The 14,062-nt window shown below is 39.6% G+C and carries 17 protein-coding genes; 10 read left to right on the top strand and 7 right to left on the bottom strand.

Features of this window, described 5'->3' with window-relative positions; genetic code table 11:
- The first annotated feature begins 15 nt into the window (after positions 1-15).
- Together pepB and P3J6_RS17105 are read left to right on the top strand one after the other, a co-directional pair.
- The gene (gene pepB, locus P3J6_RS17110) at positions 16-1,314 is read left to right on the top strand and encodes an aminopeptidase PepB (RefSeq protein WP_131691598.1); all 1,299 of its coding nucleotides are present in this window, start codon (positions 16-18) and stop codon (positions 1,312-1,314) included.
- A gap of 175 nt (positions 1,315-1,489) precedes the next feature.
- Positions 1,490-2,056 carry a phosphoribosyltransferase gene (locus P3J6_RS17105; RefSeq protein ID WP_010387648.1) on the top strand — a complete coding sequence of 189 codons (567 nt, stop codon included), beginning with the start codon at positions 1,490-1,492 and terminating at the stop codon, positions 2,054-2,056.
- A 49-nt stretch (positions 2,057-2,105) separates the two neighbouring features.
- On the opposite strand, the gene P3J6_RS17100 is transcribed toward P3J6_RS17105, so the two are convergent.
- Complete coding sequence (locus P3J6_RS17100) at positions 2,106-2,762, bottom strand: Crp/Fnr family transcriptional regulator (RefSeq protein ID WP_076918373.1); 657 nt, start codon at positions 2,760-2,762, stop codon at positions 2,106-2,108.
- A gap of 278 nt (positions 2,763-3,040) precedes the next feature.
- On the opposite strand from P3J6_RS17100, the gene P3J6_RS17095 reads away from it, so the two are divergent.
- Positions 3,041-3,277 (top strand): YgjV family protein, encoded by a 237-nt coding sequence (locus P3J6_RS17095; RefSeq protein WP_138609166.1) that lies wholly within the window; start codon positions 3,041-3,043, stop codon positions 3,275-3,277.
- Positions 3,278-3,302: 25 nt separating this feature from the next.
- On the opposite strand, the gene P3J6_RS17090 is transcribed toward P3J6_RS17095, so the two are convergent.
- The 5 genes from P3J6_RS17090 to P3J6_RS17070 all read right to left on the bottom strand — a co-directional run bounded on the left by P3J6_RS17090 (position 3,303) and on the right by P3J6_RS17070 (position 6,305).
- Complete coding sequence (locus P3J6_RS17090; protein ID WP_198523625.1) at positions 3,303-4,991, bottom strand: amidohydrolase; 1,689 nt, start codon at positions 4,989-4,991, stop codon at positions 3,303-3,305.
- 203 nt (positions 4,992-5,194) lie between these two features.
- Positions 5,195-5,431 carry an EF-hand domain-containing protein gene (locus P3J6_RS17085; RefSeq protein ID WP_138609162.1) on the bottom strand — a complete coding sequence of 79 codons (237 nt, stop codon included), beginning with the start codon at positions 5,429-5,431 and terminating at the stop codon, positions 5,195-5,197.
- An 8-nt stretch (positions 5,432-5,439) separates the two neighbouring features.
- Positions 5,440-5,676, bottom strand: coding sequence for an EF-hand domain-containing protein (locus tag P3J6_RS17080; protein ID WP_198523624.1), 237 nt, complete (start codon positions 5,674-5,676; stop codon positions 5,440-5,442).
- Between the two features lie 155 nt (positions 5,677-5,831).
- The gene (locus P3J6_RS17075; RefSeq protein WP_076918368.1) at positions 5,832-6,059 is read right to left on the bottom strand and encodes a hypothetical protein; all 228 of its coding nucleotides are present in this window, start codon (positions 6,057-6,059) and stop codon (positions 5,832-5,834) included.
- A 12-nt stretch (positions 6,060-6,071) separates the two neighbouring features.
- Entirely contained in the window at positions 6,072-6,305 is a 234-nt protein-coding gene (locus P3J6_RS17070) for an EF-hand domain-containing protein (RefSeq protein WP_138609158.1), read from the bottom strand.
- A 304-nt stretch (positions 6,306-6,609) separates the two neighbouring features.
- Here P3J6_RS17070 and P3J6_RS17065 point away from each other — a divergent pair, with 304 nt between their 5' ends.
- Genes P3J6_RS17065 through P3J6_RS17045 form a run of 5 tightly spaced genes read left to right on the top strand, consistent with a single transcriptional unit; the run spans position 6,610 to position 11,659 of the window.
- Positions 6,610-8,064, top strand: a complete 1,455-nt coding sequence (locus tag P3J6_RS17065) for a sensor histidine kinase (protein ID WP_198523623.1) — start codon at positions 6,610-6,612, stop codon at positions 8,062-8,064.
- A 1-nt stretch (position 8,065) separates the two neighbouring features.
- Positions 8,066-8,599 carry a hypothetical protein gene (locus P3J6_RS17060; RefSeq protein WP_198523622.1) on the top strand — a complete coding sequence of 178 codons (534 nt, stop codon included), beginning with the start codon at positions 8,066-8,068 and terminating at the stop codon, positions 8,597-8,599.
- 2 nt (positions 8,600-8,601) lie between these two features.
- Positions 8,602-9,951: a sigma 54-interacting transcriptional regulator gene (locus tag P3J6_RS17055; RefSeq protein ID WP_054201833.1), complete on the top strand. Its 1,350-nt coding sequence runs from the start codon at positions 8,602-8,604 to the stop codon at positions 9,949-9,951.
- A gap of 20 nt (positions 9,952-9,971) precedes the next feature.
- The gene (locus P3J6_RS17050) at positions 9,972-10,472 is read left to right on the top strand and encodes a DUF1543 domain-containing protein (RefSeq protein ID WP_198523621.1); all 501 of its coding nucleotides are present in this window, start codon (positions 9,972-9,974) and stop codon (positions 10,470-10,472) included.
- Positions 10,473-10,507: 35 nt separating this feature from the next.
- A complete protein-coding gene (locus tag P3J6_RS17045; protein WP_198523620.1) occupies positions 10,508-11,659 on the top strand; it encodes a murein transglycosylase domain-containing protein in 1,152 nt (383 codons plus the stop codon).
- A gap of 5 nt (positions 11,660-11,664) precedes the next feature.
- On the opposite strand, the gene P3J6_RS17040 is transcribed toward P3J6_RS17045, so the two are convergent.
- Entirely contained in the window at positions 11,665-11,883 is a 219-nt protein-coding gene (locus P3J6_RS17040) for a hypothetical protein (protein ID WP_036981490.1), read from the bottom strand.
- A 135-nt stretch (positions 11,884-12,018) separates the two neighbouring features.
- On the opposite strand from P3J6_RS17040, the gene P3J6_RS17035 reads away from it, so the two are divergent.
- Both P3J6_RS17035 and P3J6_RS17030 read left to right on the top strand, forming a co-directional pair.
- Positions 12,019-13,272 (top strand): multifunctional CCA addition/repair protein, encoded by a 1,254-nt coding sequence (locus P3J6_RS17035; RefSeq protein ID WP_198523619.1) that lies wholly within the window; start codon positions 12,019-12,021, stop codon positions 13,270-13,272.
- A 486-nt stretch (positions 13,273-13,758) separates the two neighbouring features.
- On the top strand, positions 13,759-14,055 hold the full coding sequence (locus P3J6_RS17030; RefSeq protein WP_198523618.1) for a hypothetical protein: 297 nt from the start codon (positions 13,759-13,761) through the stop codon (positions 14,053-14,055).
- The last annotated feature ends 7 nt before the right edge of the window (positions 14,056-14,062 follow it).

The raw sequence follows: 14,062 nt of genomic DNA, 5'->3' as shown, positions 1-14,062 counted from the left end.
CAAGGATATTCTAACATGAGTGAAAAATTTGTTGTTCAATTAAGCGAGCAATCGGCACCAGGACACTGGGGCGAAAGTGCGTCACTATCTTTTAACGAACACGGCGCAACGGTTCATTTATCTGAGCAAGAAACATTAAAAAACGTGCAAAAAGCGGGTCGTACTATTGCAAGCCAAGGCATTAAAAGTGTTGTGCTTGAAGGCGATGTTTGGTGTACAGAGAGCCAATGGGCATTTTACCAAGGCTTTGTATCACCAAAAGTACTGCACGGTGTTGAGTTTGTTGATAATGCACAATCTGATTTAAAAGAACTTGCTGATTTAAAAGCATCAGCAACGTGGGCACGTGAAATGGTTAACGGCACCGCCGATGACATTTACCCAGAGAGCCTGGCAGAAAAAGCGGCTGAATTTATTCAATCACTGGCACCAGAGCATGTTAGCTACCAAATAATAAAAGGCGATGCGCTATTAGAGCAGCAATGGATTGGTATTCATGCTGTAGGTCGTGGTAGTGAACGCCCACCTGTATTACTTGAGCTTGATTACAACCCAACTGGCGATGATAACGCACCAGTAAGCGCAGCACTTGTAGGCAAAGGTATTACATTTGACTCAGGCGGTTACTCAATTAAATCTAGCGAAGGCATGTTAGGCATGAAGTGCGACATGGGCGGAGCTGCAACGGTAACTGCAGGTTTAGCGCTGGCCATTAATCGTGGTGTAGAAAAGCGCATTAAGCTGTTTTTATGTTGTGCAGAGAACTTAATTTCCGGTCATGCATACAAACTAGGTGACATTCTTACCTACAAAAATGGCACAACCGTTGAAATTGTAAACACAGATGCTGAAGGCCGTTTAGTATTAGCTGATGGCCTAATGGCGGCAGGTGAGACGGGTGCACCACTTATTATTGACGCAGCAACATTAACGGGCGCAGCCCTTGTTGCCGTTGGTCAAGAATACAACGCGTTATTTGCCCTTGATAAAGAGCTAGTACGTGAAGTAGAAGACTTTGCATCACAAGAAATGGAAGCCGCATGGCCATTACCGCTTGAAAAGTGGCATCAACAAAACTGCCCATCACCGTATGCCGATACAGCAAACAGCCGTGCACAAAAAGGCGGTGGCTATGGTGGTGCTTCAAATGCAGCAGGTTTCTTATCTCGCTTTGTGCCAAACGATGGTAAAGGTTGGGTACATATTGATTTAGCGGCAGCATTTAATATGGGTGGTGGTACTAGCCAGTGGGCTTCAGGTGCAACTACACAAGGTATGCGTACAGTAGCGCGCACCTTGCTTGAAAAAGCATAATCAACTCAGACTAAGCAATTAGTTAAAAAATAGGTGCCTAAGGGTGCCTATTTTTTTATCCGCCATACAAGCAATTTTGTTTTATTTACGGTAAAATCCTTCGCCAATACGTGTTTGGGCATCTATTTCATTTAAACCTCGCTCAAATATTATACATACCACTGGGATCCTTACTATGTCAGAAAAGTGCTATATCACGGCTCAACAATTACTTGAAGATTCATTCCGCGTAGCGGCACAAGTGTATAAAGATGGCTTTCGTCCAGATTTTATTATTGGTATATGGCGCGGTGGTGCTCCAATCGGGATTGCAGTTCAAGAATATTATGACTACAAAGGCATAGAAACCGATCATATTGCGGTGCGTACGTCGTCTTATTACGGTATTGGTAAGCAATCAAAAGAAATAAAAGTACATGGTTTACACTACATAGTTGAAAACGCGAATGCGGGTGATTCATTACTGATTGTGGATGATGTATTTGACTCAGGTCGAAGCATCGTGGCGCTAAAAGAGAAGCTCTCTGAGCTAATGCGTTTAAACTTACCGAGTGATATTCGTATTGCTTGTCCATACTACAAGCCAAAAAACTCAAAAGTAGATACAGTGCCAGATTACTACATTCATGAATCTGAAGAATGGTTAGTATTCCCGCATGAATTATCAGGGTTAACGCCGGATGAAATTATTGAAGGTAAATCTGATTTAGCTAAAATCCACGATATTTTACTTGAAAAATAAACGTGACTTTGCTCAATAAAAAAGGCCTTAATGGCCTTTTTTATTGTCTTTAAAGTTGTGCAAAGCTATCTACATATTCACTGAGTTTAGGAATATCGACAGCTTGCAGCCCTTGGGTGCTTCGTTGCACTAGATTTTTCTCTACCAACTCACTCACTACCCGTCGGTATGCACGTTCAGTGGTTGCAAAGCGCTCAGCTTCTGCATTTACCGTAGGATAGGCGCGCAATAAAGTAGGGTTGTTATTTTCTGCACGTAATAAGCAGTCTTTAGCAATGTTGTAGCTTAAGGGAAGCAACAGTTTATCTAAGTTAATCTTTTGATTTTCTTGGAACTTAGCAGCAATTGTTTGCGCCGTGTATAGGCTCAATTCTGGTTTATCGAGCAATAATGAACGCCAATGCTTTAGCTCAATAAGATTGTACGTAACATCACTGAAGCAGGTTACCGTATAAATACACGGGTTATTATTCAGTGCTTCAATTTCACCAATTAAAGTGTTGTTGCAGTCGAGTTGACCAAGCAGCAGGCGGCGACCATTCCCCACATCGTAACTAAACGATACAGTACCACTTCGCACCAATACCAACTTAGTGAGTGGTTGGTCTTGCTGTATTAATATTTCTTTTTTTGATTGCTGATAACTACTGCCGGCAAATGTCAGCAGCTGTTCAACAAGGTAACTGGAAAAATGGTATTGAAACATCAATCATGCTCTTCGGACAATTGTCCTATTTATTACACCTTAATGACGATAGCATTAAGATTAAGAATTTACGCTAACTTACCCACGCCGTTATTTATTTAATGGCGTTAAATGGCCTTCATTCTACCGTGTAATGATTAAAAAATTGTGGGTAAAACCAGCATATTTTAAGGTTTTATTGGTAAGTTAGCTTTTTTATTTAAACTGCTACGTAGCAGTTTTTAATAATGTACTAAAATTTAGCTGGTAATATTAACCTAAAGCCTAGGAGAGAACAATTGAGTTGGGAATATTTAGGTTATTTAGCATCTGCATTATTAGTTATATCCTTGACCATGACCGATGTGACCAAACTACGTTGGTTTAATTTACTTGGTTGTATTGCGTTTACTTTTTACGGTGCAGCAATCGGTTCTGTGCCGGTGGCATTTGCTAACGGCTTGTTAGCTCTGGTCAATATTTATCACATTATTAAGTTATATCGTCAGTCTAAGGCTGATACAAAAAAGGGTTAACTTTTAAGTTAACCCTTTTTTGTTTTTACTCAGACTTTGCTGAATCTTTTTGGTAGCGTAATTTACCGGCAATCCACGTTTGCAGCACCTGAGTTTTGTAAAGCTGCTCAATAGGCACTTTAAAGTAGTCTTGATCAATCAGTATAAAATCAGCCCATTTACCTTGCTCCAAACTACCTACTTTAAATTCTTGATGCGCTGCATACGCGCCGCCAAGGGTAAAGGCACGCAATGCATCTTCCCTGCTCAAAACTTCACTGGCGCGCCAACCGTTTTCAGGCAGTTGATTATGATCCATGCGCGTTATCGCAGAATATAAACCATCAAACGGGTTCGCCAGTTCGACAGGGTAATCAGATCCCGCCGCAATCGTTGAACCTTGGTCTAAAAATGTTTGCCAAGCATAAGCGCCTTGTAGTTGCTTGTCGGTTAAACGCTGCTCAGCCATATGCATGTCTGATGTGGCATGCACAGGTTGCATAGATGGAATTATTTTCAGGGTTTTAAAGCGCGGGATATCCTCTGGCGAGACTATTTGTGCATGCTCCATACGATTGCGCAGTAGTATGCCACCGGTTTGTTTAAATACATTTTGATAAGCATCTAGCACAATTTTATTTGCTCTATCGCCAATTGCATGCGTGTTAGCGCTAAAACCATTTTTAAAAGTCAGGGTAAATAGTTCCTCTAGCTTTTGTTGGGTTTCAAGCATAAGACCAAAATGGTTGGCTCTATCAGCGTACTCTTCAATAAGCGCAGCACCACGTGATCCTAATGCGCCATCAGCATAAATTTTTACACTGCGGATAGATAAAAAGTCCTGTGCATCTTGATAACGACCCGCTTTAAGCATAGCGCTTAAGTCGGGGCTTGCTGCACTTAACATCGCTACAATTCTAAGCGGTAATGTGCCTAACTCGGCGCGTTGTTTGTAAACTTGCCATGTGGTTTTATCAATACCTGCATCATGAGTTGAGGTAATGCCTAGGCTCAGTAAGTGTTTACCTGCGGCATCTAATGCATTACTGACCGATTGTGCAGACGTTGCAGGCATATGTTGAGTAACCAAGGTTTCTGCTTTATCGATAAAAATGCCGGTAGGCTTACCAAACTCATCTTTTATAATTTCTCCGCCAGCTGGGGCTGATGTGTCAGCGTTAATATTGGCAAGTTCTAATGCTTTTGAGTTAACCCAAATGGCATGACCATCTACTCGCGATAAAATAACAGGGCGATCGTTAACTGCTTTGTCTAAGTCAGCGGCCGAAGGAAAGCGAGTATTTGACCATAGTTCTTGATTCCAGCCTCGACCAATGATCCAACCTTCTTTATCTTTGGAAAATTCCTTGAGTTTAGCGGTTACTTCATCTACCGACTTTGCACCGCGCACATCAAGTTGCGACAAATTATTACCTAGCCCGATGACATGTCCATGCGCATCAATGAGCCCTGGGAGTAGAGTTTTTCCTTTCGCGTCAATTAGGGTTGCACCAGGAAAGCTATTTTTTAAGCTGTCTGGACCTGTTTTAACTACTTTGCCATCTTTTATAACTAAGGTTGTAAATGTGTTTACTTCGCCATGGCGCATTTTTCCTTTATACAAAGGTGAGTAGCCATTAGCATTATAAATGACTTGAGTTTGTGCTATTGCCACGCTAGTGACGGCACAAAGGCTTGCTAGTAATATCGGTTTTATTATTTTTATCAGTTGCATAAGACGCACATTGTTATTATTTGAACTATCACAGTAGCAAACTCAAATTTAGAATACCAATAGCATAATTTATTAAGCGTCGTATAAGTCAGCTTTTAGCTAAAGCAAGCAACAAGTTAAGGGGGAAATAGGATGTGTTAACAATGAGAGTTAAACCTTCTCAAGCTTGATATTGTTAACCAAGCTTTGTTTGAGGAGGCAATTTATTTACTGGCGTACAAACTGTATTCGCTTAATGATAATTGTGTGTCTTTGTCACGGTCATAACTGCCAAAGCGTGACCATAAAGCAGGATCACTGGCGGCTTCAGAGCGAGTCAAAAAGCCATCCTGATTGCGGTCAAGTTTTTCAAATTTTTCAGCAATATAACTGCTTGTTGCAAAACTCATACAGCTAAAAACAGTCAGTGTTAGTAAAATAATATTTTGAAAATGCTTCATATAAATGCTCAGAGCAGGTTAGTGGTTAAGTAGTTTTTAAACTCAGCTAAAGAAATTCTGTTGTCTTGATTTTCATCCCAATTTGAAAATGAGTTTAATAGCTGAGGCTGAGCAGCAAGCTCGCTGTGGGTTAAATATCCATCATTATTTTTGTCCAAATGGTCAAAGCGTTGCTTTACATCAAGTGCGAATGCACTTTGGCTGATAAAAAGTAAAGCACCAATAAAGGGAAGCAGTATTCTCATAGTTGGCGTTCCAAGGTGTATTTAAATTGCTGCAGTATTGAAAGAAAGCACTTGCCATAATTTAACTCCCAACATTAAATCCGTTTACACACTCCCTCAGGGATTATGGCAAATGCTTTTAACTCTATATTACAAAACGAAACTTGAATCTAAGCTTAAAGTTTAAAGTTATCGAACTCTTTTTTAGAAATCATCTCGTTATTGTCTTTGTCTAAATCAGTAAATTGCTTGAGCAGCTGTTTATCTTGTTTAGCCTCTGTAAGCGATATTTGGCCATCCATATTTTTATCTAAATGCATAAAACGTACATTTAACGACGATGCCAATGCCGTTGCGCTAATAGCCAAAAATAGTAGTGAAAAAGCACCAATTAATTGTTTCATAAATATACTCCTTTATTTAACAAACTGTTTAAATTCATCGAACGATAATTGTCCGTCTTCATTTTTATCTATTTGTGCAAAATTCTCATGCAGTAATGCATCTTCACCAGCTTCCGCTTCACTTAATGTGCCGTTGCTGTCCTTATCTAGGCTGTAAAATGCTGTGTTCACATCAAGCGCAAATGAATGGATACTTGTGAAACATAACGCTATTAATACAGTCGATTTTAAATAACCTTTAGTCATTCCTTGGCCTTTAAAAATTAATATTTATAAGCGTAATACAATTATGGTGCCAGCTTTTATTTTTATTAAAAATCATAGGTTTAACTTTCTAGCGTGTTTTTAATAGGTAATATTTACCGACGCTTGTGTGTTTTATGCAACATTTTCTCAGTTAGGGTTTTTTACTATTTTTAAATCAAGTGCTTAACTTGTCGCAATTGTGCGACATTGCAACGGTTTTACTCTCAAAAATGTATTTGGTTCAGCGAGTGTATAAGTTGAGCGCTTAATAATAGAGCGCTTAAAAGTAGTGAAGGATTAGTGTATGCCTGTAATCATGGCTGAAAAATATAAAGCATTGGTGAATTGGCGTCCTAATTTGATTGGCCAGTTTGTAATGAGCATGCTGTTGTCACTCTTGCCTTTGTCTATTGTGGTTATTGTATTTTTAAATGTATTAAATAAACAATTAGCGGTCACACAGCAAATTGTCAGTAATAACTACCAAGTAACCAAGTCGTTTAATGCACTTAAACAAGAGCTCAATAGTTTAGAAAGGGCAACAAGGCAAAACTGGGTTTTAAAAAGCGATTCGCTCGATAAACTTATCGTGGATAAATGGCAGTCATCGCTGGACAATATAAATGAGCTTAAACGGCTTTCTAGCAGCCCAATAGACAATCAGCAATGGCAGCAGTTAACAGATACGCTAAAAACAGCGCATACCAAATTGGTGGTTGAAGCTCGTGAGCAAGCAGAGTTGTTTGTGCCAATTAGTGAAATACTGGCAGAGCTAACAATGTGGTTGCGCGAAACCAATGAAGCCAAAATCACTCAAAACCAAATTAAACTAACAAATCTACAAGCCTCCTTTATAAACTGGTTAGTGGCACTTACGCCTTTAACCTTACTTGTTGGCGGTGGGTTTTTATGGCGGATAAGTGGCCGTTTAAAAGGTTTAACCTCCGTTATTGATAAATTAGGCCAAGGAGATTGGCAGCAAAAAATATCAGTGCAGGGATCAGCTGAACTCATTGAACTAGGTAACAAGTTGCAGTGGGTGCAAGCGCAATTGCATATGCTAGAGCAGCAAAAAGATACGTTTTTACGCCATGTTACTCACGAATTAAAAACGCCTTTGGCCTCTATGGTTGAGGGCACTGAGTTATTAGCCGATGAAATTGTTGGGCCAATTAATAATGAGCAAAAAGCAGTGCTTGGGTTAATCAGTCAATCTATGGTGAGATTACGCACTATGATAGACAGCTTGTTAAGCTATAACGCGATTCGAACCAGTAAAGATAATGTGAGTGAAGTGGAATTTAACCAGCTAATAAAAAAGGTAAGTAATCATTTTGAACATAGGTTAAATGCACGAGAGCAGTCGCTTATTTGGCACAATAGCTTACCGACAGTTGCACTTAATTTACCGAGAGAATTAATTGAAATGATTTTAATTCAGTTAATCTCTAATGGTCTAAAGTTTTCAAAGCCAAACCAAGCTGTGTCGATTAGTTTAAGTTTAGAAAGTAATAACTTAATTATACAGGTTGCTGATGAGGGCTGTGGTATTAAAGAGCATGAAAAAGAACATGTTTTTGGCGCTTTTTATCAAGGTAAACACAGTAAAGAGATTAGTCTTCAAGGCAGTGGTTTAGGCCTTACCATAGTAAAAGAGTCTGTTGAACAGTTACAGGGTAAGTTAACTATTGAGCATAATGAGCCGCAAGGCTGCCGATTTAACATTGTCATCCCCTATAAAAATAAAGGAGTTAAATAATATGTCTGCGCGTTTAATGGCTATTTTATGGCTAACCAGCAGTCTCGTTTTTTTATCTGGGTGTGAATTAACCAACACTCAAACACCAGCTAAACCTGAGCAAATAGCTCAAACTCAGCCTGATAATAAAAGCAACCAGCCCAATCCAAAGCCGCGGCCAAAACTAGATCTTATGTATCCGCCCGCAGCGCAAGTTATTGCATGGCATGCCCATCAGTGTGGTGGCTTTAAATTAACGCCTGACAATAAAACTTACTTAGGGGAGCAAGCACTTAAGGCATTTTTTAATACAGCATGCGCCAACCTTAGTCGCGACCCTGATACTGTTATGAGTCAATTGCTTAAGCTAGATCAAGCTTACTATTGGCCAGACGATATAAAACACTATTTATGGCTGCAAAAGCAGCAGGTATTAATGCAAATAAATGCAAAAAAACAACAGCAAGCATTAAACGCTGAAATGCAAAAAACCTTATCGTCATTAGCTGCAATTGAACAGCAACTTTTATTACGTGAAGAAACCAAGGAGCAGTAACTATGTCAGTCACACTTCCATCAAGCGCTAAAGTGTTACTCGTTGATGACGATGCCAGCTTACTGCAGTTACTGGCAATTCGAATTCAATCAAAAGGTTATGAAGTAACAACGTGTGATAGTGGCATGAATGCATTACAAATACTTAAAAGCCAAGTATTTGATGCGGTGATCACCGATTTAAGAATGGATGAAATGGATGGAATGGCACTGCACCGACAATTGCAAAGCCGCTACCCAGCACTACCTGTAATTATGATGACGGCTCATGGTTCAATTCCTGATGCGGTAGAGGCGACTAAGCAAGGTATTTTTGCCTTTATTACTAAGCCAGTTGATAAAGATGAGCTATTCGATAGCTTAGCTAAAGCCATAGAAATACATGGGGTGAATAATGATGATATTACTCCGCAAAGCAATATTGTTACTCGCAGTGGCGCTATGCTGCATTTGCTAGAGCAAGTTAAATTACTAGGTCCTACTCAGGTAAATGTACTTATTTCTGGTGCTAGTGGTACGGGCAAGGAGCTGCTTGCACAGGCAATTCATCAGCACAGCCATGTTAGTGATGGCCCATTTGTGGCTATTAACTGTGGTGCAGTCCCTGGTGAGTTATTAGAATCGGAGTTATTTGGTCACAAAAAAGGCGCATTTACAGGGGCGGTAAAAGATCACCAAGGCCTGTTTCAGCAAGCGCAAGGGGGGACCTTATTTTTAGATGAAATTGGTGATATGCCGCTAAATTTACAAGTTAAGTTATTACGCGTGCTGCAAGAAAAAACTATTCGCCCAGTCGGTTTTCAAGAAGAGATCCCCATTAATGTGCGAATTGTTTCAGCGACCCATAAAAACCTGCCTGAAGCTATTAGCAATCAAGAGTTTAGAGAAGATTTATATTATCGTTTAAACGTAGTAAACCTCAAACTTCCTCCGCTGCGAGAGCGCCGTGAAGATATTAGCTTATTAGCTAACTTTTTTAGCGCTAATATTGCAAAACGTATGGAGCAAAAAGAAAAACGTTTTGCAAACGATGCCATGCATGCATTGGTAAGGTATGATTGGCCAGGTAATATTCGTCAATTACAAAATGTAGTGGAGCAGGTGGTTGCCTTAACACCAAGTGACGTTATATCTGAACATTTAGTGCTTAGTGCGTTAAATAGCAATGAAAATAACGTTGAGCCACTTTCGCTTAACGACGCTAAAAAAGAGTTTGAGCGAGATTACGTTATCAATACCCTGAAAATGGCAGGGGGTAATGTGGCCGAAGGTGCCAAGCTTGCCAAGCGTAATCGTTCTGATTTTTATAAGCTGATTAAAAAGCATGAAATTGACGTAGATAGCTTAATGTAATTTTAAAAAAGGAAGTGAGCATGCAGTTATTTATGGTGTATTTAGGTGGGCGTATTCAAGGTTGCCACATAGAAATGCACGACGTACGCTTTGTGGTAGGTCAAAACATTGAGCAAACTTATAGCAAGCTTAAAAGTCAGTGGGTAGGCGACAAAAATAGCGTACACATGGATAGCTACATGGCGGTTAATCACATTGATGGTTATAAAGTCGAGGTGGTTGATAGTTATGTAGAGCAAAATAAGCAGCTTTATTTTGTTAACTTAGGTGCTTACAGAAGCGACTCACTAGCAGAGCAACACGACTTTGCTTTGTATGTTGCCAGCAGTGGTGAAGAAGCAAAACAGCGCGCTAAAAATGATTTACTCGCAGGGCTTAGCCATCTACATAAAGATGATTTACATGACGTTGATGATTGCTTTGCTATCGACTTACTCGATAGCCAGCTTAATATAAAACTAACCCCAAGTGGTCAAGCACAAACAATTAAACCTGACTGGTTTGGTTATCATGTATTATAATAAATGAGGATTTATTAAGTTTATTAGGATGTTGTGTGAAAAAGTATGCGTTTATACTTTTGCTAGTTGGCTTAAGTGGCTGTAAATCACTGTCGGGTTTACCGCCCGTTGTTGATTTAAATAAACTGGTAAAGCAAGTAAAAAACGATCCTACTGACGTGGTTGCAATTCACAAGCAAGCACAAAAAACACACCGTTCTATTAAGGCACAGGTTGGTAGCGTAAAACAGCTTTTAGCCGCATTAGAAAGCGTTGTTGGGCGCAAGTGGGGTAAACAAAACACTCAGCAACCTAGTGCCAAAAAATACGTAAAATACAGTAATGATTACCAAGCCCGTGCCATTATTGATTTTGAGCAAGGCACTGTAAAAGTAGAAACCATCGCGTTAAAAAATACAATAAGCTTGTTACAGCAGGCCATTGTTATGACCTTACTGACCTCTAGCGATCCCGATAAAACCGATATTTTTACCAGCGAAGCGCCAATTTTAGAAGGCGAGCCGTTTTTATACCAACAAGTGCTCGATCAAGATAAGTTACCCATAAAATATAGCTGGCGTGCTAATCGATTTGCGCGTTATTTAGTAAATAATAACTTAAAAAAGCAACGTCAATATGGGCACGTTATTTCGTCGGTTAGTTTTGATTTAGTCGAGCAAAATGCCCATTTAAGAAAACAAAAATACAGTGACTATGTGCTTGCGGCTGCAAAAAAATATCAAATATCGGCAGCACTTATTTATGCCATTATTGAAACCGAAAGTAGCTTTAATCCACATGCGGTGAGTTCATCCAATGCCTATGGATTAATGCAAGTGATCCCGGCTACCGCAGGGCGCGATGTATACCAAAAAATAAAAAAAGTATCCGGGCAACCAACCAAAGCTGTATTGTTTAATCCAAAATATAATATTGATATTGGCAGCGCCTATTTAAGTATTTTAAAAAATAACTACTTAAACAAAATTAGTACCGACAAAAGTAAGCACTTTGCCATGATCTCGTCTTATAACGGCGGGGCGGGTAATGTACTGCGCATATTTAATAAAAATAGAAGTGTGGCGTTTTCACAAATAAATCAGCTTACTGCAAGCCAGTTTTATAATATTCTCACCACTAAGCACTCACGTGCAGAATCAAGACGCTATTTATACAAAGTCACTAAAGCAGAAAAAAACTATCAGTAACTTATTTACTCATCATTTTCTTGTTGTTCACTTTTGGCTGCCATTTTAAAGGCTACTATTACTAAGCCAAACATAGCAAATGGGATTGCAGCTAACAAATACTCAACCAAGTGGCTGTCTTGAAAATTAGCCTGTAGCAAGAAATGCCCTGCAACACACATAATAATAACCACCAAAAGGATGGGCAGTAACATAAGTTCTTTTTTTGCTGAGTGGTTTTTCATTCGCTGTTAGGTATTAAAAAATAATGCGCTATTGTAATGAGCTTAATAAAGCTTGGCAAACAACACAGATTTTTTAATGACTATTAGGTATGATTAACATCAAAGAAAAGCTTAAAAGTAGTGGTTGGGAATAAAGTGCAACAGAGTTTAAAGCAAGTTTACCTAGTGGGTGGAGCAGTGCGAGATAAACTGCTAAACATACAATCAAAAGATAATGACTATGTTGTTATTGGTGAAACGCCAGAGACAATGGAAGCGCTCGGATTTTTACCCATTGGCAGTGATTTTCCGGTTTACTTACACCCAAACACTAAAGAAGAATATGCACTGGGGCGCACTGAGCGTAAAAGTGGTAAAGGTTATACCGGCTTTGTGGTGGATGCCAGCCCAAACGTAACTCTTGAAGAAGATTTAGCACGCCGAGATTTAACCATTAACTCTATGGCACTAGACGAAAACGGCACTATTATTGACCCTTTTAATGGTCAAGCTGATTTAAAAAATAAAATACTGCGTCACACCACACACGCATTTGTAGAAGACCCTGTTCGGGTATTGCGTATTGCTCGCTTTTTAGCGCGTTATGGTAGTGACTGGTCTATTCATCCAAGTACTACTGAATTAATGCATGAGCTTAAAAATAAAGGCGAGTTGGAACATCTAGTACCAGAGCGAGTCTGGCTTGAAACAGAAAAAGCGCTTGGCGAAAAACACCCTGAACTTTATTTTCAAGCATTAGATGAATTAGGTATTTTTCCTGAAATAGAGCAGATGAAAAACACCCCGCAGCCTGCAAATCATCATCCCGAAGGCGATGTGTTTGTCCATACTATGCTAGTGCTTAGACGAGCAGCCGATTTAGGCTTTAACCTAGAAACGCGTTTTGCCGCTTTAACTCATGATTTTGGTAAAGCACTAAGCTATAAAAAACGCGGTAATTTACGCGGCCATGAACGTGAAGGGGTTGCTGTAGTTGAGGCGTTTTGTGAACGTTTAAAAGTACCTAATCGCTTTCGTGATATAGGCGTGCTTACCAGTGATAACCATACCCTTTGCCACACGCTTGAACAGTTAAGACCGCAAACTATTCATAAATTAATCGTCACTAATTTAAATGCGCTAGTGCATCCAGAGCGTTTTATTGCTTTTACTCAAGCGTGCCAGTGTGATGCACAAGGACGAGGCGAAACGCTGGTGGATAAGCCCTATCCACAAGCCGCTAAATTACGTGCTATTCACAATGAACTACAAAAAATGGATAAAAAACAGATAGTGCAAGACGCGCTTAAAAACGGCAAAAAGGGCCCCGAAATAAGCGAGACAGTAAAACAAGCTGAAATAGATTGCATTAAAGCGTTTTTAAACACTAACACTCCCAAGGTCACTTAAACTGATTGTAATATTGCATTAAGTCATTTTTAAACGTCCTTGCTATAACTAGGGTCTGTTGACCTTTCAAGGTTGAATTTGCAGCAGTCTGTTTGGTATTTAGGCAAGGCAGCGCCTATGTAGTGTGGTTATTCCCCATAAATAGGCGGTAACGTAGCATCAATGCCAAACAGGCGCTGCCCTTCGGGTTCTGCCTAGGGGCGATTTACTCTTTGTTGCCTACATGGATGTAGGTAAGGGGCGTGAGCAGGACGTGGAAGCTTTGCTCGGTTTTTACTTAGCCCACTAGGTTACAAACCTCGCGCAGCGATTAAACGCCCCTGGTTTGAACAAATTTTAATCGCAAAGGTCAACAGACCCTAGGACGTTTCAGCCTTTTTTGCTCGTCACTTTTACCAAATAGCGATACAATTGAGTTTGCTTATCATTCTTAATAGTGAAAGCTGCATATCCATAATTGTATTTATCTTAAAAGGACTTAATTTAATGACACCAGAACAAATTAACGCAAAATTAGCGATAAGCGAAGCTGAAAAAAAACGAGTTCTTGAAGATAAGTTTGAAAAACACTCACCTAAACCCTTTGATATTTTTAAGGGATTATTTGGCAGTTTTGCTTATATCGCATTTGTTTCATTGATGTTCCCAGACGTATTAGCTCAGCCTAGTTTTTATCTGTTGTTACTACTTATCTTAACTATAAAAGTTGAGGCGCAAGCAAAGGTGCAGCAAGCGCATAAGCGTATGGATACTTTGTATCGCTTGTTAAAAAAAGAGGCATAGCTTCTAG

The sequence above is a fragment of the Pseudoalteromonas sp. 3J6 genome (genome assembly GCF_903995135.1).
In the GTDB taxonomy this organism is placed as follows: Bacteria; Pseudomonadota; Gammaproteobacteria; order Enterobacterales; family Alteromonadaceae; genus Pseudoalteromonas.
Note: the sequence above shows the minus strand (reverse complement) of the source record. Positions and strands in the feature narration are given on the sequence as shown.

Coding starts and splice junctions, on each gene's coding strand:
- pepB (WP_131691598.1), top strand. CDS start 16: ATGAGTGAAAAATTTGTTGTTCAATTAAGCGAGCAATCGGCACCAGGA.
- P3J6_RS17105 (WP_010387648.1), top strand. CDS start 1,490: ATGTCAGAAAAGTGCTATATCACGGCTCAACAATTACTTGAAGATTCA.
- P3J6_RS17100 (WP_076918373.1), bottom strand. CDS start 2,762: ATGTTTCAATACCATTTTTCCAGTTACCTTGTTGAACAGCTGCTGACA.
- P3J6_RS17090 (WP_198523625.1), bottom strand. CDS start 4,991: ATGCAACTGATAAAAATAATAAAACCGATATTACTAGCAAGCCTTTGT.
- P3J6_RS17085 (WP_138609162.1), bottom strand. CDS start 5,431: ATGAAGCATTTTCAAAATATTATTTTACTAACACTGACTGTTTTTAGC.
- P3J6_RS17080 (WP_198523624.1), bottom strand. CDS start 5,676: ATGAGAATACTGCTTCCCTTTATTGGTGCTTTACTTTTTATCAGCCAA.
- P3J6_RS17075 (WP_076918368.1), bottom strand. CDS start 6,059: ATGAAACAATTAATTGGTGCTTTTTCACTACTATTTTTGGCTATTAGC.
- P3J6_RS17070 (WP_138609158.1), bottom strand. CDS start 6,305: ATGACTAAAGGTTATTTAAAATCGACTGTATTAATAGCGTTATGTTTC.
- P3J6_RS17065 (WP_198523623.1), top strand. CDS start 6,610: ATGCCTGTAATCATGGCTGAAAAATATAAAGCATTGGTGAATTGGCGT.
- P3J6_RS17060 (WP_198523622.1), top strand. CDS start 8,066: ATGTCTGCGCGTTTAATGGCTATTTTATGGCTAACCAGCAGTCTCGTT.
- P3J6_RS17055 (WP_054201833.1), top strand. CDS start 8,602: ATGTCAGTCACACTTCCATCAAGCGCTAAAGTGTTACTCGTTGATGAC.
- P3J6_RS17050 (WP_198523621.1), top strand. CDS start 9,972: ATGCAGTTATTTATGGTGTATTTAGGTGGGCGTATTCAAGGTTGCCAC.
- P3J6_RS17040 (WP_036981490.1), bottom strand. CDS start 11,883: ATGAAAAACCACTCAGCAAAAAAAGAACTTATGTTACTGCCCATCCTT.
- P3J6_RS17030 (WP_198523618.1), top strand. CDS start 13,759: ATGACACCAGAACAAATTAACGCAAAATTAGCGATAAGCGAAGCTGAA.